The 21253-nt window shown below is 70.5% G+C and carries 19 protein-coding genes, 1 rRNA gene, 1 pseudogene and 1 riboswitch; of the genes and pseudogenes, 16 read left to right on the top strand and 5 right to left on the bottom strand.

The features are described from left to right. From rrf to ACFC1X_RS21445, 11 genes and pseudogenes are all read left to right on the top strand, one after another. Positions 1-95 (top strand): 5S ribosomal RNA (gene rrf, locus ACFC1X_RS21495); the annotation flags it as partial. A gap of 110 nt (positions 96-205) precedes the next feature. Next, on the top strand, positions 206-814 hold the full coding sequence (locus tag ACFC1X_RS21490) for a CDP-alcohol phosphatidyltransferase family protein (RefSeq protein ID WP_161327924.1): 609 nt from the start codon (positions 206-208) through the stop codon (positions 812-814). Positions 815-926: 112 nt separating this feature from the next. Further along, on the top strand, positions 927-3422 hold the full coding sequence (locus ACFC1X_RS21485) for a sugar phosphate nucleotidyltransferase (RefSeq protein WP_376355902.1): 2496 nt from the start codon (positions 927-929) through the stop codon (positions 3420-3422). Positions 3423-3589: 167 nt separating this feature from the next. Beyond that, entirely contained in the window at positions 3590-4426 is an 837-nt protein-coding gene (locus tag ACFC1X_RS21480; RefSeq protein WP_376355900.1) for a DUF881 domain-containing protein, read from the top strand. Continuing rightward, complete coding sequence (locus ACFC1X_RS21475; RefSeq protein ID WP_003977440.1) at positions 4423-4755, top strand: small basic family protein; 333 nt, start codon at positions 4423-4425, stop codon at positions 4753-4755. The genes ACFC1X_RS21480 and ACFC1X_RS21475 overlap by 4 nt, the downstream gene beginning before the upstream one ends. Positions 4756-4760: 5 nt before the next feature. Beyond that, positions 4761-5606, top strand: a complete 846-nt coding sequence (locus ACFC1X_RS21470; protein WP_234957634.1) for a DUF881 domain-containing protein — start codon at positions 4761-4763, stop codon at positions 5604-5606. Between the two features lie 61 nt (positions 5607-5667). After that, a complete protein-coding gene (locus ACFC1X_RS21465; RefSeq protein ID WP_376355897.1) occupies positions 5668-6627 on the top strand; it encodes an FHA domain-containing protein in 960 nt (319 codons plus the stop codon). Between the two features lie 22 nt (positions 6628-6649). Beyond that, positions 6650-7387 (top strand): MerR family transcriptional regulator, encoded by a 738-nt coding sequence (locus tag ACFC1X_RS21460; protein ID WP_376355895.1) that lies wholly within the window; start codon positions 6650-6652, stop codon positions 7385-7387. Positions 7388-7471: 84 nt separating this feature from the next. Continuing rightward, the gene (locus tag ACFC1X_RS21455) at positions 7472-7945 is read left to right on the top strand and encodes a bifunctional nuclease family protein (RefSeq protein WP_030189411.1); all 474 of its coding nucleotides are present in this window, start codon (positions 7472-7474) and stop codon (positions 7943-7945) included. Positions 7946-8077: 132 nt separating this feature from the next. Further along, positions 8078-8761, top strand: a complete 684-nt coding sequence (locus ACFC1X_RS21450; protein WP_376355893.1) for a MerR family transcriptional regulator — start codon at positions 8078-8080, stop codon at positions 8759-8761. A gap of 78 nt (positions 8762-8839) precedes the next feature. Further along, positions 8840-10354, top strand: a pseudogene (locus tag ACFC1X_RS21445) (DNA polymerase IV). Here the strand turns inward: ACFC1X_RS21445 and ACFC1X_RS21440 are convergent. Then, positions 10270-10647: a PRC-barrel domain-containing protein gene (locus ACFC1X_RS21440; RefSeq protein ID WP_376355891.1), complete on the bottom strand. Its 378-nt coding sequence runs from the start codon at positions 10645-10647 to the stop codon at positions 10270-10272. The pseudogene ACFC1X_RS21445 and the gene ACFC1X_RS21440 overlap by 85 nt on opposite strands. Before the next feature lie 137 nt (positions 10648-10784). Beyond that, positions 10785-10880, top strand: a riboswitch (glycine riboswitch). A 176-nt stretch (positions 10881-11056) separates the two neighbouring features. On the opposite strand from ACFC1X_RS21440, the gene gcvP reads away from it, so the two are divergent. Next, complete coding sequence (gene gcvP / locus ACFC1X_RS21435) at positions 11057-13942, top strand: aminomethyl-transferring glycine dehydrogenase (RefSeq protein WP_376355889.1); 2886 nt, start codon at positions 11057-11059, stop codon at positions 13940-13942. An 83-nt stretch (positions 13943-14025) separates the two neighbouring features. Here gcvP and ACFC1X_RS21430 read toward each other — a convergent pair whose 3' ends face one another. Next, positions 14026-14445 (bottom strand): molybdopterin-binding protein, encoded by a 420-nt coding sequence (locus ACFC1X_RS21430; protein WP_376355887.1) that lies wholly within the window; start codon positions 14443-14445, stop codon positions 14026-14028. A gap of 129 nt (positions 14446-14574) precedes the next feature. On the opposite strand from ACFC1X_RS21430, the gene ACFC1X_RS21425 reads away from it, so the two are divergent. Further along, positions 14575-15171 carry a DUF1707 domain-containing protein gene (locus tag ACFC1X_RS21425; protein WP_376355885.1) on the top strand — a complete coding sequence of 199 codons (597 nt, stop codon included), beginning with the start codon at positions 14575-14577 and terminating at the stop codon, positions 15169-15171. A 179-nt stretch (positions 15172-15350) separates the two neighbouring features. Here ACFC1X_RS21425 and ACFC1X_RS21420 read toward each other — a convergent pair whose 3' ends face one another. Beyond that, the gene (locus ACFC1X_RS21420; RefSeq protein ID WP_376355883.1) at positions 15351-15554 is read right to left on the bottom strand and encodes a DUF5999 family protein; all 204 of its coding nucleotides are present in this window, start codon (positions 15552-15554) and stop codon (positions 15351-15353) included. Positions 15555-15827: 273 nt separating this feature from the next. Continuing rightward, positions 15828-16412 (bottom strand): hypothetical protein, encoded by a 585-nt coding sequence (locus ACFC1X_RS21415; protein ID WP_376355881.1) that lies wholly within the window; start codon positions 16410-16412, stop codon positions 15828-15830. Between the two features lie 553 nt (positions 16413-16965). On the opposite strand from ACFC1X_RS21415, the gene ACFC1X_RS21410 reads away from it, so the two are divergent. After that, complete coding sequence (locus ACFC1X_RS21410; RefSeq protein ID WP_376355879.1) at positions 16966-18483, top strand: glutamate--cysteine ligase; 1518 nt, start codon at positions 16966-16968, stop codon at positions 18481-18483. Positions 18484-18604: 121 nt separating this feature from the next. After that, positions 18605-19432 (top strand): CPBP family intramembrane glutamic endopeptidase, encoded by an 828-nt coding sequence (locus ACFC1X_RS21405; RefSeq protein ID WP_376355877.1) that lies wholly within the window; start codon positions 18605-18607, stop codon positions 19430-19432. A gap of 60 nt (positions 19433-19492) precedes the next feature. On the opposite strand, the gene ACFC1X_RS21400 is transcribed toward ACFC1X_RS21405, so the two are convergent. After that, a complete protein-coding gene (locus tag ACFC1X_RS21400; RefSeq protein WP_376355875.1) occupies positions 19493-20302 on the bottom strand; it encodes a PhzF family phenazine biosynthesis protein in 810 nt (269 codons plus the stop codon). Between the two features lie 209 nt (positions 20303-20511). On the opposite strand from ACFC1X_RS21400, the gene ACFC1X_RS21395 reads away from it, so the two are divergent. After that, the gene (locus tag ACFC1X_RS21395; RefSeq protein ID WP_376355873.1) at positions 20512-21159 is read left to right on the top strand and encodes a PadR family transcriptional regulator; all 648 of its coding nucleotides are present in this window, start codon (positions 20512-20514) and stop codon (positions 21157-21159) included. Positions 21160-21253: the final 94 nt, after the last annotated feature.

The raw sequence follows: 21253 nt of genomic DNA, 5'->3' as shown, positions 1-21253 counted from the left end.
AAACGCCCGGTTACATTCCGAACCCGGAAGCTAAGCCTTACAGCGCCGATGGTACTGCAGGGGGGACCCTGTGGGAGAGTAGGACGCCGCCGAACTCCTTTTAGAGCTCTGGCTCTTGGGCACACAGCCCGAGAGCCAGAGCTTTTTTGCGTTGAGGTAAGGTCAGTGAGCATCATTGGCTCGTTTCCCACCAGGAGGCCCCCGCGTGGAGGTCCAGGAGACCCGCGTGCAGACCGACCGGGTCCTCACCATCCCGAACATCCTGAGCATGGCGCGCCTCGCCGGCGTGCCGCTCTTCCTGTGGCTCATCCTCCGCCCCGAGTTCGGCGGCCCGCAGAGCGACGGATGGGCGCTGTTGGTACTGGCCCTGAGCGGGGTCAGCGACTACCTGGACGGGAAGCTCGCGCGGCGCTGGAACCAGATCAGCAACCTCGGCCGGCTCCTGGACCCCGCGGCCGACCGGCTCTACATCCTGTCGACGCTGGTGGGCCTCACCTGGCGGGAGATTCTCCCCCTCTGGTTGACGCTTGTACTTCTTGCCCGTGAGGCGGTCCTGCTCGTGATGGTGGGCATCCTCCGCCGGCACGGCTATCCGCCGCCACAGGTGAACTTCCTGGGCAAGGCGGCCACCTTCAACCTCATGTATGCCTTCCCCCTGCTGCTGCTCAGCGACGGCAGCGGGTGGATCGCGTCACTCGCCGCTGTTTTCGGATGGGCGTTCGCCGGATGGGGTACAACCCTGTACTGGTGGGCAGGTGTTCTCTACGTGGTGCAGGTCCGCCGCCTGGTCCGTGCGGACGCCACCGCCGATTGAACTCGCTGATTGTGCGGCCCCAGTGGCCGGATGGCCCGCGCTGGAAAAGTGCGGGACCCTGGACGGGTGAAGTCGGCTTAACCGTCGTCTCTTAGAGGAGGACGCTTCCGACATGAAGGCCGTCGTGATGGCTGGAGGCGAAGGCACCCGCCTTCGTCCCATGACCTCGAGCATGCCCAAGCCGCTCCTGCCGGTGGCCAACCGGCCGATCATGGAGCATGTGCTGCGGCTGCTGAAAAGGCATGGGCTCAACGAGACCGTCGTCACCGTTCAATTCCTGGCCTCCCTGGTCAAGAACTACTTCGGTGATGGCGAGGAGCTCGGAATGGAGCTCACGTATGCCAATGAGGAGAAGCCACTCGGTACCGCCGGAAGCGTCAAGAACGCCGAGGAGGCATTGAAGGACGATGCCTTCCTCGTTATTTCCGGCGATGCCCTGACCGACTTCGATCTCACCGATCTGATCAATTTCCACAAGGAAAAGGGTGCGCTCGTCACCGTGTGTCTGACACGCGTGCCCAACCCGCTGGAATTCGGTATCACCATCGTCGACGAAGAGGGCAAGGTCGAGCGCTTCCTGGAGAAACCGACCTGGGGCCAGGTCTTCTCGGACACGGTGAACACCGGTATCTACGTCATGGAGCCCGAGGTCTTCGACTACGTCGACCCCGATGTGCCCGTGGACTGGTCCGGCGACGTCTTCCCGCAGCTGATGAAGGAAGGCAAGCCCGTCTACGGCTACATCGCCGAGGGCTACTGGGAGGACGTCGGCACCCACGAGAGCTACGTCAAGGCCCAGGCCGACGTTCTGGAACGCAAGGTCGACGTCGACATCGACGGCTTCGAGATCTCTCCGGGCGTCTGGGTGGCCGAAGGCGCCGAGGTGCATGCCGACGCCGTGCTGCGGGGGCCGCTGTACATCGGTGACTACGCGAAGGTCGAGGCCGGCGCCGAAATCCGCGAACACACGGTCATCGGCTCCAACGTCGTCGTCAAGAGCGGCGCCTTTCTCCACAAGGCCGTGGTGGCCGACAACGTGTATGTCGGCCCGCAGAGCAATCTGCGGGGCTGTGTCGTCGGCAAGAACACCGACATCATGCGTGCCGCGCGGATCGAGGACGGCGCGGTCATCGGCGACGAATGCCTGGTCGGCGAAGAATCGATCATCCAGGGCAACGTGCGGGTCTACCCGTTCAAGACCATCGAGGCCGGAGCCTTCGTCAACACCTCGGTCATCTGGGAGTCCCGGGGCCAAGCCCATCTGTTCGGGGCGCGTGGCGTGTCCGGCATCCTCAACGTGGAGATCACGCCGGAACTGGCGGTACGGCTGGCCGGCGCCTACGCGACCACCCTCAAGAAGGGCTCCACCGTCACCACCGCCCGTGACCACTCCCGTGGTGCCCGTGCGCTGAAGCGGGCAGTGATCTCCGCGTTGCAGGCCAGCGCCATCGACGTACGAGACCTGGAGAACGTACCGCTGCCCGTGGCGCGGCAGCAGACCGCGCGGGGCAGTGCCGGTGGGATCATGATCCGGACCACCCTCGGGGTGCCGGACTCCGTCGACATCATGTTCTTCGACGGGCAGGGCGCCGACCTGTCGCAGGGCAGCCAGCGGAAGCTCGACCGGGTGTTCGCGCGGCAGGAGTACCGGCGCGCGTTCCCCGGCGAGATCGGGGACCTGCACTTCCCGTCCAGTGTGTTCGACTCGTACACCGGGTCGCTGCTGCGGAACATCGACATCACGGGGATCGCGGACTCCGGCCTCAAGGTGGTCGTCGACGCCTCCAACGGCAGTGCGGGGCTGGTGCTGCCCAGTCTGCTCGGCAAGCTCGGTGTCGACTCGCTGACCATCAACCCCGGACTCGACGAGTCCAGGCCGACCGAGACCGGCGATGTGCGGCGGTCGGGGCTGGTGCGGCTCGGGGAGATCGTGGCGTCCTCCCGGGCGGCCTTCGGGGTGCGGTTCGACCCGGTCGGCGAGCGACTGTCGCTCGTCGACGAGAAGGGCCGCATCATTGAGGACGACCGGGCGCTGCTGGTGCTGCTCGACCTGATCGCGGCCGAGCGGCGCAGCGGGCGGGTCGCCCTGCCCGTGACGACCACCAGGATCGCCGAGCAGGTCGCCGCGTACCACGGCACCCAGGTGGAGTGGACGACCACCTCTCCGGACGACCTGACGCGGGTCGGCGGCGAGGAAGGGGCCATCTTCGGCGGCGACGGCAAGGGCGGCTTCATCGTCCCCGAGTTCAGCAGTGTCTACGACGGCACGGCCGCGTTCGTGCGGTTGATCGGGCTCGTCGCGCGGACGCAGCTCACGCTGAGCCAGATCGACGCGCGGATCCCGCGGGCGCACGTCCTCAAGCGTGATCTGGCGACTCCGTGGGCCGTCAAGGGCCTCGTGATGCGGCGCGTCGTCGAGGCCGCCGGGGACCGCTCGGTCGACACGACCGACGGTGTGCGCGTGGTGGAGACCGACGGACGCTGGGTGATGGTGCTCCCCGACCCGGCCGAGGCGGTGACCCATCTGTGGGCCGAGGGCCCCGACGACGCCTCCGCGCAGGCGCTGCTCGACGAGTGGGCCGCGGTGGTGGACAGCGCCGGCCGGTAGCACACACCGCACGCGTGCGTGCCGGACAAGTGTCCCCAAGGGGGCCTGTCCGGCACGCCGGTGGGGCCGTTCGGAGGTAGTGGCGGTGGCGTGCGACGATGTGCGACATGCCGCAGCAACCCCCCGTTCGGAGCACATCCACGCGGCCCGCGCGCCCGGACGCGTCCATGTCCTTGCTCACCAACGTCATGGACCACAGCCTCGACGACGGCTACGCCGAGGCGGCCGCGCGGAAGAAGGCCGAGGGCGGCGGCGGTATGCCGAAGACGCTGCGGGCCAAGCTCGGACTGGCCGCCGGTCTGGTGCTGGCGGCCCTGGTCGTCACGGTCGGCGCGGCTCAGGCACGGGTCGCCGCCCCCGTGGTCGCCAAGGAGCGCGAGGAGCTGATCGACCGCATAGAGGGGGAGACCTCCGCGGCCGACAAGCTGGAGAAGAGCGTCGACGAGCTGCGGGACGAGGTGGGCGCGCGGCAGCGCGAGGCGCTGGACAAGAGCGGCGCCGGCGACCGGGCCGACCTGGTGGGCATCCTGTCGGGCGCGGTCGAGGTGCACGGCCCGGGCGTGAAGCTCGTGGTGAACGACGCCAAGGACGTGGGCACGGGCGGTGACGGGCAGCCGCGCGGCACCTCCGGGTTCTCCGACACCGGCCGGGTCCGGGACCGGGACATGCAGCGCGTGGTCAACGGGCTGTGGGAGTCGGGCGCCGAGGCGATCTCCATTAACGGACAGCGTCTGACGGCACTGTCGGCGATCAGGGCCGCCGGTGACGCGATACTGGTCGACAACAGGCCGCTGGTGCCGCCGTACACGGTGCTCGCGGTCGGGGGCGGCCAGCGGCTGAGCAGCACGTTCCAGGACAGCGCCGACGGGCTGTACCTGCACGCCCTTCAGGAGAACTACGGCATCCGGACGGCCATCTCCGTGGCGGACGACCTACGGCTGCCGGCCGCACCGAGTGTGATCGTACGTACAGCACAGCCGATAACCGAGAAGGGCACATCGTGATCGCCGTACTGGGCCTCGTCGTGGGAGTCGTGGCCGGACTGTTGGTCCGGCCCGAGGTGCCGGCGGCCGTGGAGCCTTACCTGCCGATCGCCGTCGTGGCGGCGCTGGACGCCGTCTTCGGTGGTCTGCGGGCCATGCTCGACGGCATCTTCGACGACAAGGTCTTCGTGGTGTCCTTCCTGTCGAACGTGGTCGTGGCCGCGCTGATCGTGTTCCTGGGCGACAAGCTGGGCGTCGGTGCCCAGCTGTCCACCGGTGTCGTGGTCGTCCTCGGCATCCGGATCTTCTCCAACGCCGCGGCGATCCGACGCCACGTCTTCCGGGCGTGAGGCCGATGAGCGACCACGACGAGCAGCCCGCGAACCGCCTGCGCAAGGAACTGCCCGACGAGGTGGCGCCGGCGCAGGACGCCCCCGCCGCCGACACTCCCGAGGAGCCCCAACCGGTGCAGGGCGGGCCGAGCGGCCGGGAGCGGCTGCTCAAGGGCCTGTGGCCGCCACGCCTGACCAGGGCCCAACTCATCGTCGCCCTGCTCCTGTTCGGGCTCGGTTTCGGGCTCGCGGTCCAGGTGGCGTCGAACAGTGAGAGCGACGGCGCGCTGCGCGGTGCCCGGCAGGAGGATCTGGTCCGCATCCTCGATGAACTGGACGACCGTACTCAGCGTCTTGAAGACGAGAAGCAGGGCCTCGAGAAGCAGCGCGACGAGCTGGAGAACAGCTCCGACCAGGCGGAGGAGGCCCGCAAGCAGACGCTGGAGAAGGAGCGGCAACTGGGCATCCTCGCGGGCACCGTGGCCGCGCAGGGACCCGGCATCACGGTGACGGTCCAGGACACGAAGGGAGCGGTCGAGGCCGACATGCTGCTCGACGCGATCCAGGAGCTGCGTGCGGCGGGCGCGGAGGCGATCCAGGTGAACGGTGTGAGGGTCGTCGCCGGCACCTACCTCGCGGACTCCGACAAGTCCGTGAGCGTGGACGGGAACAAGATCAACGCGCCCTATCGTTTCCAGGTCATCGGCAAGCCGCAGGACCTCGAACCGGCTCTCAACATTCCTGGAGGCGTGGTGCAGACTCTGGAAAAGGAACAGGCCACCGTTACTGTTGAGCGGTCGAGCAAGATCGTCGTGGACGCCTTGCGAGCGGCGGAGCGGCCTGACTACGCTCGGTCGTCCTCCCAGTGAACCGGCGGTGCATGGGGGACGTCCGGCGAGGGCATGAGGTTGCGGGGGGTCGGCGCACCGATTGGGTGGTGCGTGGTGGAAACTGTCTGGTGGAGACGGACGTTGTGAAGATGTCCGGGTCGGTCAGTACGGTCAGTCAGGGTTCGTCCTGCCCCACGGGCGGGTCTGTTTCGGTCAAGGGGAATCGCCCGTGAAGTTGTTTGCGAAGTTGTTCGGCAAGAGCGCGCGAGAGGGCAGCGACAACGCGACCGCGCGCCATCGCGCCCAGCCCGACGCGGAGGGCCGACGCCCGATGTTCCGGGACCAGGTGGGTGGTCCGGGCGGTGACATTTCCGGTGGTCAGGGCGCGCCGTCTGTTGACCCTGCACAGTCCGGCGGCATAGGTTTCGGGCAACCGTCAACCTCAGGTACGGGTGGAGGGTTTACCCCTGATCCGTACGCGTCGAACGCCCCGGCGGGGCAGCCGCGGCAGGAGGATCCGTCCATGTCGGCCCTGGTGTGTACGAGGTGCGGTAACCGCAACGCGGAGAACAGCCGCTTCTGCTCCAACTGCGGTGCGCCGCTGCGTGCCGGCGCGGTTCCGGAGCGTGCCTCCGAGACGACCTCCACGATCTCCATCTCCGGTCTCGAGGCGTACGACGCCGAGGTCACCGGTCAGACCGCGGTCCCGGCGCTCTCGCCCGAGGCGCAGGCGGCCGTGGACGCGCTGCCGCTCGGCTCCGCGCTCCTGGTCGTGCGCCGTGGTCCGAACTCGGGCAGCCGCTTCCTGCTGGACGGTGAGCTGACCACCGCCGGGCGTCACCCGCAGAGCGACATCTTCCTGGACGACGTGACGGTCTCGCGCCGGCACGTGGAGTTCCGTCGCAGTCCGGACGGTTCCTTCACGGTCGCCGACGTGGGCAGCCTGAACGGCACGTACGTCAACCGGGAGCGCATCGACCAGGTCGCCCTGTCCAACGGTGACGAGGTGCAGATCGGCAAGTACCGGCTGGTGTTCTACGCGAGCCAGCGGGGTTACTGACCCGAATCTCCAGGGAAGGTCCATGCTGCATACACCGAGCGGCGGTGCCGGTCACGGCGCCGCCGCCACGGACAGTGGGCTGATGAGCATCGGCACGGTGCTGAACGTGCTGCGGGACGAGTTCCCCGACATCAGCATCTCCAAGATCCGCTTCCTGGAGTCCGAGGGCCTCGTCGAGCCGCGGCGGACCCCGGCCGGGTACCGCAAGTTCAGCGCGCACGACGTGGAGCGTCTGGGCCGGGTGCTGCGGATGCAGCGGGACCACTATCTGCCGCTCAAGGTCATCCGCGAGCACCTGGACGCCGTGGAGCGCGGTGAGGCGGTGTCACTGCCCACGGTCGGCCGGCAGCGGGACGGGGAGGCGGCGCCGGAACCCGCCGAGAGCCCGACCGTCGCCCGGATCGGACGGGACGAGCTGCTCGCCGCGGCCGGGATCGACGAGCAGGAACTGAAGGAGTGGGAGTCCTACGGGCTCCTCGCCCCCCTGCCCGACGGGGCGTACGACGCCGAGGCGGTCACCGTGGCGTCGCTGGTGACGCAGCTCGGGCGCTTCGGGATCGAGCCGCGGCACCTGCGGGTGATGAAGGCCGCAGCCGACCGGGACGCCGGGCTGGTGGACCAGGTGGTCGCCCCGCTGAAACGACACCGCAACCCCCAGACCAGGGCACACGCGGAAGCACGTACCAAGGAGCTGGCGGGCCTGGCGGTGAAGCTGCACGCGGCGCTGGTACAGACCGCGCTCGGCGTGCGGCTTCCCTGAAACACGCCTGTTCGGAGCCCCGGATCGCCCAGCCGATCCCGGCCCGACTACCCAAACGTCCCGAGCACGGCCTAGGGTTGCTGTGTGAACGAGCTCGATGTCGTAGGTGTCCGGGTCGAGATGCCCTCCAACCAACCGATCGTGCTGCTGCGCGAGGTGGGAGGCGACCGCTACCTTCCCATCTGGATCGGACCGGGTGAGGCGACGGCGATCGCCTTCGCCCAGCAGGGCATGGCTCCGGCACGGCCGCTGACCCACGACCTGTTCAAGGACGTGCTGGAAGCCGTCGGCCAGGAGCTCACCGAGGTACGCATCACCGACCTGCGCGACGGGGTGTTCTACGCCGAGCTGGTCTTCGCCAGCGGTGTCGAGGTCAGCGCCAGGCCCTCCGACGCCATAGCGCTGGCCCTGCGCACCGGAACGCCGATCTACGGCAGCGACACGGTCCTCGACGACGCGGGCATCGCGATCCCGGACGAGCAGGAGGACGAGGTGGAGAAGTTCCGCGAGTTCCTCGACCAGATCTCGCCGGAGGACTTCGGGACGAGCAACCAGTAGGGTTTCCCCGAATCAGGGCACGCGAAACCACTCTTAGGGTGATTATCACTCGGCGTGCCGAGTGTGGCGATCGTTGACGCACCCTTGGTGACTGCCTACCTTCGAGGAGGCAGGTCAAGGACGGAGGTCGGCGTGAGAATCAGCGGCGACGGTACGGCTGGGGGTGGCCCCGGGCACGGTCTCGGGGCGAGTGGTCCGTACCCTCCTCAGGACTCTCGGCTCCGCACGGGCGGGGGGTACGCGCAACAGGCCGGCGTGCCCGATTCCGCTCCGCAGCGGCCGGCCGCCGTGCCGACCAGCGGAGGGGCGGCGTCCATGGCGTCCGAGGAGATCGGCTACCGCGGGCCGACGGCCTGCGCGGCCGCCGGCATCACGTACAGACAGCTCGATTACTGGGCCCGCACGGGGCTCGTCGAGCCCAGCGTGCGTCCGGCCCACGGCTCCGGCACGCAGCGCCTGTACAGCTTCCGCGACGTGGTCGTGCTGAAGATCGTCAAACGCTTCCTCGACACCGGGGTGTCCCTCCAGAACATCCGGACCGCCGTCCAGCACCTGCGGGAGCGCGGCTTCCGTGACCTGGAGCGGATGACGATGATGAGCGACGGCGCCACGGTCTACGAGTGCACCTCGCCCGACGAGGTGCATGCCCTGCTCCAGGGCGGCCAGGGCATCTTCGGGATCGCCGTCGGCGTGGTCTGGCGCGATGTGGAGAGCGCGCTGTCCCAGCTGCACGGGGAGCGGATCGACACGGGGGAGACCCTGGTCGGGCACAATCCGGCGGACGAGCTGGCGCGACGCCGCAACAGGGCGGTCTGAGCGGCGAGCCGGTCCGCCCGGCGCGCGGGCCGGCCGGTGGCGGCCGCATTGTCAGTGGCGTAGGGCAGCATCGGAGATGTGAGAACCGCGCCCACGATCCTGCATCTCGACATGGATGCCTTCTTCGCCTCGGTGGAGCAGGCGTCCAAGCCGAGTCTGCGCGGGAAGGCCGTGGTGGTGGGCGGCCTGGGGCCGCGAGGCGTCGTCGCCACCTGCTCGTACGAGGCGCGCGTCTTCGGCGTCCACTCGGCGATGCCCATGGGCCAGGCCAGGCGGCTGGCGCCCAACGCCGCGTACCTCGTCCCGCGGTTCGAGCTGTACCGGTCGATCAGCGAGCAGGTGATGCGGCTGCTCAGGGAGTTGTCGCCGCTGGTGGAGCCGCTGAGCCTGGACGAGGCGTTCGTGGACCTGGAGGCCGGCGGGACGGCCTGGGACGCGGCGTCGGCGCGGCTGGCCGGGACGAAGCTGCGCACGGACATCCGCGCCGTCACGGGCCTCACCGGATCCGTGGGACTGGCCGCCTCCAAGATGCTGGCCAAGATCGCCTCCGAGGAGGCCAAGCCCGACGGGCTGGTCCTGATCCCGCCGGGGACGGAGCGGGCCATGCTGGAGCCCATGTCCGTGCGGACCCTGCCCGGCGTCGGCCCGGCGACCGGCGACCACCTGCGCCGGGCCGGCATCACCACGGTCGGTGAGCTGGCCGAGGCGGGCGAGGACGAGCTGGTGCGGCTGGTGGGCAAGGCGCACGGACACGGCCTGTACGCCATGGCCCTGGCGCTCGACGAGCGGCCCGTGGTGGCCGAGCGGGAGACCAAGTCCGTGTCGGTCGAGGACACCTACGACGTGGACATCCACGACCGGGTGCGGGTCGGCGTGGAGGTGGGCCGGCTGGCCGACCGGTGCGTGCGCCGGCTGCGCGCGTCGGGGCTGTCCGGGCGGACCATCGTGCTCAAGGTGCGCAGATACGACTTCTCCACGCTGACGCGCTCCGAGACGCTGCGCGGGCCCACGGACGACCCGGCGGTGGTGCGGGAGGCCGCTGCCCGGCTGCTGGACTCGGTGGACACCACGGGCGGTGTGCGGCTGCTCGGAGTCGGCGTCAGCGGCCTGGCCGACTACACGCAGGAGGACCTGTTCGCGCAGGCGGCGGGGGGCGGGGCCGAGGAACCGGCCGAGGAGCCGGAGGCCGAGCCCGACGCGGAGCACCGCCCGGCACCCGCGGAGCGCCGCTGGCCGTCGGGGCACGACGTGCGGCACGCGCGGTTCGGGCACGGCTGGGTGCAGGGCAGCGGGCTGGGGCGGGTCACCGTGCGCTTCGAGACGCCGTACTCGCGGACCGGACGGGTACGGACCTTTCCGATGGACGACCCGGAACTGACGCCCGCGGATCCGCTGCCGCTGGTTCCGTCCGACACGCGAAGACCCGGGGAAGGCCCGGCCAGACCGGTGGCCGGTTAGCCGCGCGTGCCGCGTGCAGTACGTGCCGCGTCCGCCGTGGGGGCGGAGCGTCAGCTCTCCTCGTTGCCCTTGCCCGCCAGCTTGCCGAAGTCGTGGTCGGGGAGCGGGGGAGCGGCGGCCACGTCGAGGCCGTAGTGGTGGTAGAGCTGGAGTTCCTGTTCCGGCGAGAGGTGGCGGCCGACGCCGAAGTCCGGTGCCTCCTTGATCAGGGCCCGCTCGAAGGGCACGCGCAGCGCTCCCTCGACCAGCTCGCTGGGCTCCAGGGGCACGAAGGCATCCCTGCTGAAGAGGCCGGTGCGGATGGCCGCCCACTCGGGCACGCCGGTGGCATCGTCCAGGTACACCTCGTCCACGGTGCCGATCCTGGTGCCGTCGCGGTCGAACGCCTTGCGGCCTATCAGGTTCCGGGGGTCGATGTCAGTACGCACGGGCCCTCCACTTGGTCGCACTGGGGTCGCACACCAGCCGCCGAATCATCCGTAAGTACTACAAAAAACTACATATGGCCGGTCGGCCACTCGAAGGTTCGTGCCGCGGGCGCGCTGGTACGCTGGCAAACGGCTGCTGACCCCGCGCGGGAGAGTCCTCCGGACACCATCGGAGGCGCCGAAGGAGCAAATCCTCCCCGGAATCTCTCAGGCTCACGTACCGCACGGACGAGGTCACTCTGGAAAGCAGAGCGGGTGTCGACGGCTTCCGCTCTCACCGACGGTGAAAGCCGGGAAGCCCTCGGGCCGCCCCGGTGAAGCTCTCAGGTTGAGATGACAGAGGGGGAGGCCGTCCGGGTACCCGCGCCGTGGTGCCCCTCGAAGGTCGTCAGACCAGGAGGCCTCCGCAATGACCGCCCACCGCACTCCGCTCACCGAACTCGAACAGGCAGCACCGTTCGAGCAGCGCCACATCGGCCCCGACCACGAGGCCCGGGCCAAGATGCTCGCGCAGGTCGGTTACGGTTCGCTCGACGAGCTGACGGCCGCCGCGGTGCCGGATGTGATCAAGAACGCCGACGCGCTGGACCTGCCCGGCGCCCGCTCCGAGGCCGAGGTGCTGGCCGAGCTGCGCTCGCTGGCCGACCGCAACCAGGTCCTGGACTCCATGATCGGCCTCGGTTACTACGGCACCTTCACCCCGCCGGTCATCCTGCGCAACGTCATGGAGAACCCCTCCTGGTACACCGCGTACACGCCGTACCAGCCCGAGATCTCCCAGGGCCGCCTGGAGGCCCTGCTCAACTTCCAGACCATGGTCGCCGAGCTGACCGGCCTGCCCACCTCCGGTGCCTCCCTGCTCGACGAGGGCACCGCCGCCGCCGAGGCGATGGCGCTCTCCCGGCGCATGGGCAAGAACAAGAAGGGCCTCTTCCTGGTCGACGCGGACGTGCTGCCGCAGACCATCGCCGTCATCCAGACCCGTGCCGAGCCGACCGGCGTCGAGGTCGTCGTCGCCGACCTGAGCGCGGGCATCCCCGCCGAGGTCGCCGAGCGGGAGATCAACGGCGTCCTGCTCCAGTACCCGGGCGCCTCCGGTGCCGTACGCGACATCAAGCCGGTCGTCGAGCGGGCGCACGAGCTGGGCGCCCTCGTCACCGTCGCCGCCGACCTGCTCGCCCTCACCCTGCTCACCTCGCCCGGCGAGCTGGGCGCGGACATCGCCGTCGGCACCACCCAGCGCTTCGGCGTGCCGATGGGCTTCGGCGGGCCGCACGCCGGCTACATGGCCGTGCACGAGAAGTTCGCGCGGAGCCTGCCCGGCCGCCTGGTCGGCGTCTCCGTGGACGCGGACGGCAACAAGGCCTACCGCCTGGCCCTGCAGACCCGCGAGCAGCACATCCGCCGCGAGAAGGCCACCAGCAACATCTGCACCGCCCAGGTGCTGCTCGCCGTCATGGCCGGCATGTACGCCGTCTACCACGGTCCCGAGGGCCTGCGGGCCATCGCCCGGCGCACCCACCGGTACGCCTCGATCACCGCCGCGGGCCTCGCCGCGGGCGGCGTCGAGATCGTCCACGGCGCCTACTTCGACACCGTCACCGCGCGGGTGCCCGGCCGCGCCGACGCGATCGTGCACGCCGCCCGCGAGAACGGCATCAACCTGCGGCTCGTCGACGCCGACCACGTGTCGTTCGCCTGCGACGAGACCACCACGCGCGCCCAGGTCGGCGGCGTGTGGCACGCCTTCGGCGTCGAGGGCGACATCGAGGCGCTGGACGCGGAGACCGCGGAGACGCTGCCCGAGGCTCGGCTGCGCACCGACGACTTCCTGACCCACCCCGTCTTCCACCAGCACCGCTCCGAGACCGCGATGCTGCGCTACCTGCGCCGCCTCGCCGATCGGGACTACGCGCTGGACCGCGGCATGATCCCGCTGGGCTCCTGCACCATGAAGCTCAACGCCACCACCGAGATGGAGCCGGTCACCTGGTCCGAGTTCGGCGCGCTGCACCCCTTCGCGCCCGCCGAGCAGGCGCAGGGCTACCTGACCCTCATCCGTGAGCTGGAGGAGCGGCTCGCGGAGGTCACCGGGTACGACAAGGTCTCGCTGCAGCCCAACGCCGGGTCGCAGGGCGAGTTCGCGGGCCTGCTCGCCGTACGCGGCTACCACCGCGCCAACGGCGACGAGCAGCGGACCGTCTGCCTCATCCCGTCCTCCGCGCACGGCACCAACGCGGCCAGCGCGGTGATGGCCGGCATGAAGGTCGTCGTCGTCAGGACCGCCGAGGACGGCGAGATCGACATCGAGGACCTCCGCGCCAAGATCGAGAAGCACCGCGACGAGCTGGCCGTGCTGATGATCACGTACCCGTCCACGCACGGTGTCTTCGAGGAGCACGTCGCCGACATCTGCGGCCGGGTGCACGACGCCGGCGGTCAGGTCTACGTGGACGGCGCCAACCTCAACGCCCTGGTCGGCCTCGCCAAGCCCGGCCACTTCGGCGGCGATGTCTCCCACCTGAACCTGCACAAGACGTTCTGCATCCCGCACGGCGGCGGCGGTCCCGGCGTCGGCCCGGTGGCCGTACGGTCGCACCTGGCGCCGTACCTGCCCAACCACCCGATGCAGCCCGCGGCCGGTCCGCAGACGGGCGTCGGACCGATCTCGGCGGCCCCGTGGGGCTCGGCCGGCATCCTGCCGATCTCCTGGTCGTACGTGCGGCTGATGGGCGGCGAGGGCCTCAAGCGCGCCACGCAGGTGGCCGTGCTGTCCGCCAACTACATCGCCAAGCGACTGGAGCCGCACTTCCCGGTGCTGTACACCGGCCCCGGCGGGCTGGTCGCGCACGAGTGCATCATCGACCTGCGCCCGCTGACCAAGGCGACCGGCGTGAGCGTCGACGACGTCGCCAAGCGGCTGATCGACTACGGCTTCCACGCGCCGACGATGTCCTTCCCAGTGGCCGGCACGCTGATGATCGAGCCGACCGAGTCCGAGGACCTGGCCGAGCTGGACCGGTTCTGCGAGGCGATGATCGCCATCCGCGCGGAGATCGAGAAGGTCGGCTCCGGCGCCTGGCCCGCCGACGACAACCCGCTGGGGAGCGCGCCGCACACCGCCGCGGCCCTGGGCGGCGCATGGGACCACGCGTACACGCGCGAGGAGGCCGTCTTCCCGGCCGGGGTGTCCGCCGCCGACAAGTACTGGCCGCCGGTGCGCCGCGTCGACCAGGCCTTCGGTGACCGGAACCTCGTCTGCTCCTGCCCGCCGCTGGACGCCTACGAGGACTGATCCCCTAAGTACGCCCAGTACGTCCAGTACGACGAGAGGCTCCCTGCCGGCCCATCGGGTCGGCACGGAGCCTCTTTGTCGTGTCAGGCGGACGCGAGCGACACCTCGGTCGACTTGATCAGTGCGACGACGGGAGCGCCGACGGACAGGCCCAGGTCCTCGGCGGCCTCCTTGGTGACGACGGCGGTCAGCGCGCCGCCCTCGACGGCGATCCCCACGGACGCCATCGCGCCACCTGTGGTGAGTGCGGTGACGGTGCCGGGCAGCCGGTTGCGGATCGACAGGCCCTCGACGCGCCCGGTGGCCAGGGCGACCTCCGTGGCCTTCACCAGGGCCCGGACGGCGGTCCCGGCGGCGAGCGCCAGGTCGTCGGCGGCGTCCCGGGTGATCGCCGAGGTGAGGTCCTGGCCGCCGGAGAGGCGGACCTTGACCGTCGCCATGGCCTCGCCCGGGGTGACGGTGGTGACGGTGCCGGGGAGCTGGTTGCGGATGCTCAGGCTCATGGGGGCACCGTAGCCCTGAGACGGGGGCCGTGCCGGGCACCTGGGGCGTTGGGTGTAACGCGATATAGCGCTAGTATGTCGCGTGGCGGGGTGCGTACCGGATGCCCCCGGGGAGATCGGGGTGGAGCGATGTCGGTACAGCCCTCACCAGGAGGCGGGGCGCTCGCGCTCCGGGCCTCGCACGCGGACCGTGACAGTGCCGTGGACGTCCTGAGTGCCGCCGCGGGCGACGGCATGCTGACCGCCGAGGAGCTGGACGAACGGGTCGGGGCGGCGCTCTCCGCGCGCACATTGGGCGAGCTGGCCGCCCTGACGGCCGACCTGCCGGTGGCGCCGGACGGACCGTTGTCGGCCGAGGCCAAGGATGTCGTCCGTATCGAGCAGGAAGGCGCGTCCACCCGGAGGGGTGATGGCTGGGTGGTGCCGCGGCGGATGGAGATCCGGTCGGACTGGGGAGAGGTGACGCTCGACCTCGACCGAGCGGTGATCACCCACGACACCCTCCACATCGACCTGGCCCTGCGCGGCGGCACGCTGAAGCTCGTGACACGGCCCGGCATCGTGGTGGACACCGACTCGCTGGTCGCTAGCTACGCCAAGGTGAAGGTGGCGCGGGCGGCCGACGCCGGGACCCCGGTGACCCTGCGGGTGGAGATAGCGGGAGAGGTCAGCTTCGGGCAGGTCGTGGTGCGTGCGCCGCGTCGGCGGTTCGGGCGGAAGGCGTAGTCGGAGGCGGCCTGAGGCGCCCTGAGGCGCCCTGAGGCGGCAGCCCATGACCGCGTCGGCACGGCGGATTACGGGGAGTGACCAGCCTCGCACACGCGTCGGGGCCGGTTCGCAACCGTGGCTGCGGGCCGGCCCCATGATGCGCCGGGCGGAGTGACGTCACCCCGGCCGGCGGGTGCTCAGGCGGCGGCGATCAGACCCGCGCCGACGGGGCGGTGCGGGGCGATGATCTGGCCGTCCGGCAGAAGCTCACCGGTGTCCTCGAAGAGGACGACGCCGTTGCACAGCAGGCTCCAGCCCTGCTCCGGGTGGTGCGCCACGAGGCGGGCGGATTCCCGGTCGGCGGAGTCGGCTGACGGACACGGTGGCTGGTGCTGACACATGAGTGGGGTCTCTCGGTCTGTGGTGATGGGTGAGTTCGCTGTCTTGTCTGTCCCGCGGCGTGAAGCGTTGTCCATGGCCGCCCCCCGTATGTTTAAGTCGGTCCGAACCCAGTGTTGCCCCACGGGCGCCGATCCGCAGGTATTTCGCAGCACCGCTTCTCACAGGTTGATGACGCATCACCCGCGCGGACGGTTCAGCCCAACTGCACTGTCACTTCGGATGGTTCGGCATGGCCGAATGGGGCTAGTCCGCGCGGGTGGGTGCCATGCGGGTCAGGCCGGCGAACTCAGCAGCCCCGTCGGCGTCACCCGGTGCGTGAGGACCGGCAGCAGCTCGGCGACCCGGTGCGGACGGTGGGCCGCGATGCCCGGAGGTGCGGGCGCCAGCGGTATCAGCAGGTCGGCGGCGGCGGGGTGCCCGGCGGCGGCGTCCGCGGCGCAGTCGCCGTGCAGCCACAGCGTCAGCATGTACAGCTCGGGAACCGACAGCAGACGCGGCTGGTAGGACTGGGGCACCGACTCCGCCTGCCGCAGCGCGCGTTCGGTCGAGGCGACGTAGGGGCCCTCGAAGAAGTGCGAGAACGCCCAGCCGTCCGGGGTCAGCATGGTCTCCGCGGCCGCCACCGCACGGTCGCCGCAGCGGATCAGGAACCGCCACCCGGTCAGCCGCGTCGCCGTCGCGCCGTCCGCCGTGACCCGGTCCAGGACGTGCACGGGCAGCGGCAGTTCGGGCGCGACGGGGCCCTGGGCGCCGAGCAGCGCGGGAGTCCGGGCCTCCCGGACCGCGGTGGGCGAGGAGAGGGCGGTGAGGACGGAGCGCAGGGCGGGCGCGGGGGCCGGCGGGACACGCAGGGGCATGGTGGGTCGCCTCTCATTCGAAGGCACGGTGGCGCGAGGGCGGAGCGGGGCGGACGACGCTGTCAGCTCACGGGGCTGGGGAGGCAGGGGCCGGGGTCCGGGAACCGAGAAGGGGGGTGAGGTCTGCCGCGTGTCAGCTCGACGGCGGCATCCTTCGACCGTGGGCGCCGGTCTTCTGCCTTGTCCGCGGAGTTTATACGACATGTGTTCAGACTGTGTTTCGGCTAGCCGATTCCGGCAACCAGTACAAGGTTGCATTCGGCCGTCGACATGCGGGATTTCTCCGGATTTCCAGGCCGGTGCACGACGGTGACCTCGGGGAATGTTCACCGAGCGGTCGGCCAATTGTCGTCGGCGTTTTTCACGAGTTACCGGACCCGGAAACTGCTCCACGCGCCATGCCTGGTGAATGTGCCACCGGTCACATCGGCACAGCGTAGCGGGTGCCGGGCCGCCGTGGGGACGTTATCGATCGCTTCGGCTGGGCATCATCCATCCTGACCGGCCACCGGCGGCCGGATCTTCGACTGCCGCTCGCAGAAGGGAAGCTTCCATGGGGGAGAAGGTCGTGGCAGGTCAGTTCGACCTGTCCGATCGCCAGCGCTACCGCGACAAGGTGCAGCGGTGCCTGACGGGTCTGGAGCGGCTTCTGGCGGAGAAGCGGTTCGACGAACCGAAGAACCTGATGGGGCTGGAGATCGAATTGAATCTCGTCGGGGCCGACGGGATGCCGAAAATGTTGAATGCGCAAGTCCTCGAACGCATCGCGAGCCGGGACTTCCAAACAGAACTCGCCATGTTCAACCTGGAAGTCAACATCGCTCCTCACCGGTTGGGCGGCCGGGTATTCGACCGGCTCGCCGAGGAGATCCGTACGTCTCTGGCATATGCGGACCGCAAGGCCGGCGAGGTGGACGCGGGAATCGCGATGATCGGAATTCTGCCGACGCTGGACCGGGACGATCTCGTTTCCTCCAATCTCTCCGCCGTGGACCGCTACGCCCTGCTCAACGACCAGATCGTGGCCGCGCGCGGTGAGGACTTCACCCTCGACATCGAGGGGGTCGAGCGTCTGACCTGCACCTCCAAGTCCATCGCGCCCGAGGCCGCCTGCACCTCGGTGCAACTGCACCTCCAGGTCACCCCGGACCGCTTCGCCGACGTGTGGAACGCGGCCCAGGCGGTCACCGCCGCGCAGATCGCCGTCGGCGCCAACGCGCCCTTCCTGTTCGGCCGCGAGCTGTGGCGCGAGTCGCGCCCGCCGCTGTTCCAGCAGTCCACCGACACCCGCCCGCCCGAGCTTCAGGCCCAGGGCGTCCGGCCGCGCACCTGGTTCGGGGAGCGCTGGGTGACCTCGGCCTACGACCTGTTCGAGGAGAACCGGCGCTATTTCCCGGCGCTGCTGCCGATCTGCGACGAGGAGGACCCGCTGGAGGTCCTGGACGCCGGGGGAGTGCCCTCGCTCGCCGAACTCGTCCTGCACAACGGCACCGTCTACCGCTGGAACCGCCCCGTCTACGACATCGCCGACGGCGTCCCCCACCTGCGGGTGGAGAACCGCGTCCTGCCCGCCGGACCCACCGTCACCGACGTCATCGCCAACGCGGCCTTCTACTACGGTGTGGTGCGCGCGCTCGCCGAGGAGCCGCGGCCGGTGTGGACCCGGCTGCCGTTCGAGGCCGCCGCCGCCAACTTCGAGGCCGCGTGCCGGCACGGCATCGACGCCCGCTTCGAGTGGCCCCGTCGCGGCCGGCTGGGCGGCACCACCGAGGTCGACGCCGCCGTCCTCGTACGCGACGAACTGCTGCCGCTCGCCGAGGCGGGGCTGGACGCGTGGGGCGTGGAGCCCGCCGACCGGGACCTGTACCTCGGTGTGATCGAGGAGCGGTGCCGACGCCGGGTCAACGGCGCGTCCTGGCAGGCGGCCACGTTCCACCGGGCGCTGGAGGCGGGGCTGTCCCGGGAGGACGCGCTGGCCGCCACGACCCGCCGGTACGTCGAGCTGATGCGCGAGGGTGATCCCGTGCACCTGTGGCCGGTGGGCCTGCCGGAGCCGGCGGCGCTGGGCTGACCCACATCGGGCCGACGCAGGGCCGACGCCGGGCCGACACCGGGTCGGCCCCGGGCCCCCGCCGCACACCGCTCCATACTGATCGGGCAAGCTGTGACGTCCCAGCTGGAGGCAGGTGTGCATGGCGGAGGCGGGCCCGGTGGACGATTCGTTCCCTCACAAGCCGGTCGTCGGGGAGCAGCTTCCCCCGGAGCGGCTCTCACGGCGGACCCTGCGTGACGAGACGCTGCTCGTCCTGGCGCTGTCGCTGGGCGCGAGCGGGGTGTCCGCCCTCATCAGTTTCATCGGCTCGGTCACCCGGCCCGGCGGGCTCAAGGACCAGGCGGCCACCCTCAACGCCTCCGCGGCGCCCGGCCGTCCCTGGCTGGACCTGGCCTGGCAGCTCTTCGGCATCACCACGGCCCTGGTTCCCGTCGCCCTCGTCGCGCACTTCCTGCTCCGGGAGGGCAGCGGTCTGCGCGCCCTGGGCTTCGACCGCACCCGGCCGTGGCCCGACCTGGGCCGCGGGGCCGCCGTCGCCGCCGTCATCGGCAGCACCGGGATCGCCTTCTACCTGGCCGCCCGTGGCCTCGGCTTCAACCTCACCGTGGTGCCCGAGGCCCTGCCCGACGTGTGGTGGAAGTACCCCGTACTGATCCTCTCGGCGGTGCAGAACTCCGTCCTGGAGGAGGTCATCGTGGTCGGCTATCTGCTGCGCCGCCTCGACCAGCTCGGGTGGAGCGCGGGCGCCTCGCTGGCGGCCAGTTCGGTGCTGCGCGGGTCGTACCACCTCTATCAGGGCATCGGCGGCTTCATCGGCAACATGGTGATGGGCGTCGTCTTCGTGTACCTGTACCGCCGGTGGGGGCGCGTGGGTCCGCTGGTGGTGGCGCACTCGCTGCTCGACATCGGGGCCTTCGTCGGCTACGCGCTGCTGGCTGGGAAGGTGGGCTGGCTCCCGACGGCGTGAAGTACCGTCCCTCCCGGGCGGCGCGGTGCGTGAGAGTCCCCGCCCCGCCCCGGCGGCCGGTCAGGCCAGCAGCTCGCCCTCGATCACCGTCACCGCGCTGCCGCTGAGCAGCGTGCGCTCGCCCCGCAGCTCCGTGCGGACCAGGCCGGAGCGGGGAGAGGCCTGGAGCCCCGTGAGAGCGGACCGGCCCAGTCGCCCGGACCAGAAGGGCGCGAGGGCCGTGTGGGCGCTGCCCGTAACGGGGTCCTCGTCGATGCCGACGTTCGGGAAGAAGCAGCGGGAGACGAAGTCGTACCCCTGGGCGGGGTCGTCCGCGCGGGCGGTGGCGATGATGCCCCGCTCGGAGTGGGCGCCCAGTGCCTTGTGGTCCGGCGTCAGGGCGCGCACGGTCCCCTCGTCGGCGACCTCGACCAGCAGGTCGCCGATGTTGGGCCCGGTGTCGAGGACGGTGCGGGGCTCGGCGCCGAGGGCCTCGGCGACGCCCGCCGGGGTCTCGACCGGTGTCAGCGGCGCGGTCGGGAAGTCCAGGGTGACCGAGCCGTCCTCGCGGGGCGTCGCGACGAGGACGCCGCTGCGGGTGGCGAAACGCACCGGGCCCTCGTGGGCGCCGGTGGTGCGCAGCACGTGGGCTGTGGCGAGGGTCGCGTGGCCGCACATCGCGACCTCGGTGGCCGGCGTGAACCAGCGCAGCGCCCAGTCCGCCTCGCCGCCCGCGGGCAGGGGATGGGCGAACGCCGTCTCGGCGTGATTGACCTCCAGGGCGACCCGCTGCAGTCGGTCGTCGTCCGGGAAGGCGTCGAGGAGCAGGACCCCGGCGGGGTTGCCGGCGAAGGGCCGGTCGGTGAAGGCGTCGACGATTCGGATACGCATGCCCCGACGCTAGACGTCGCGCGGCGCCGCGGACCAAGGCCAATCGCCGGTCGCTGGACCGTGTTCCACGTCGACCTTGGGCCGGGTGCAGGACACCCGCCCATTCAGCCGTCACGGCTCGCTGAATGCCATGGGGGCTTGCTCTGCGATACGTTCCGATATATCGTTGAGGCATCGCGACAGATCAACGACTGAATGGAGTGATTGCGATGCGTACCCACGGATACGAGCGTGGACATGGTGGACACGGCCGCGGCGAAGGCGGCCCCGACGGCCGTGGCGGCTTCGACGGCCGGCGTGCGGCCTTCGGCCCCTTCGGGCCGGGTGGTCCCGGCGGCGGCCCCGGTGGTCCCTTCGGGCCGGGCTTCGGTCACGGCGGCCCCTGGGGCGGCCGAGGGCGCGGCGGGCCCAGGGGAAGGGCACGGCGAGGCGACGTGAAGGCGTCGATCCTGGCCCTCCTGAAGGACCGGCCGATGCACGGTTACGAGATGATCCAGGAGATCGCCGAGCGCAGCGGCGGGGCGTGGAAGCCCAGCCCCGGGTCGGTGTACCCCACCCTCCAGCTGCTGGAGGACGAGGGCCTGATCGTCAGCGAGAGCGAGGGCGGCAAGAAGCTGTTCGCGCTCACCGAGGAGGGCCGCGCCGCGGCCGAGGAAGGCCCCGACGCACCCTGGGAAGAGGCCTCGCGGGGCGTCGACTGGGAGGCCCTGAACGACATCCGGCAGGCCGGGTTCGGGCTGATGGAGGCGTTCGGCCAGGTCTGGAAGACCGGCAGCAAGGAGCAGCGGGAGAAGGCGCTCGCCGTCATCGGTGACGCCCGCAAGAAGCTGTACCTGATCCTCGCCGACGAGGACTGACGGAGTGCCGGGGTGCCCCGCGGAACGATCCGTGGGGCACCTTCGCGTGCTCGGGGCGAAACGGCTTGATCTCATCCGCAAGGAGGAGATTCCG

It is taken from the genome of Streptomyces sp. NPDC056128, from assembly GCF_042263835.1.
In the GTDB taxonomy this organism is placed as follows: domain Bacteria; phylum Actinomycetota; class Actinomycetes; order Streptomycetales; family Streptomycetaceae; genus Streptomyces.
This window is presented reverse-complemented; position numbering and strand designations above follow the sequence as displayed.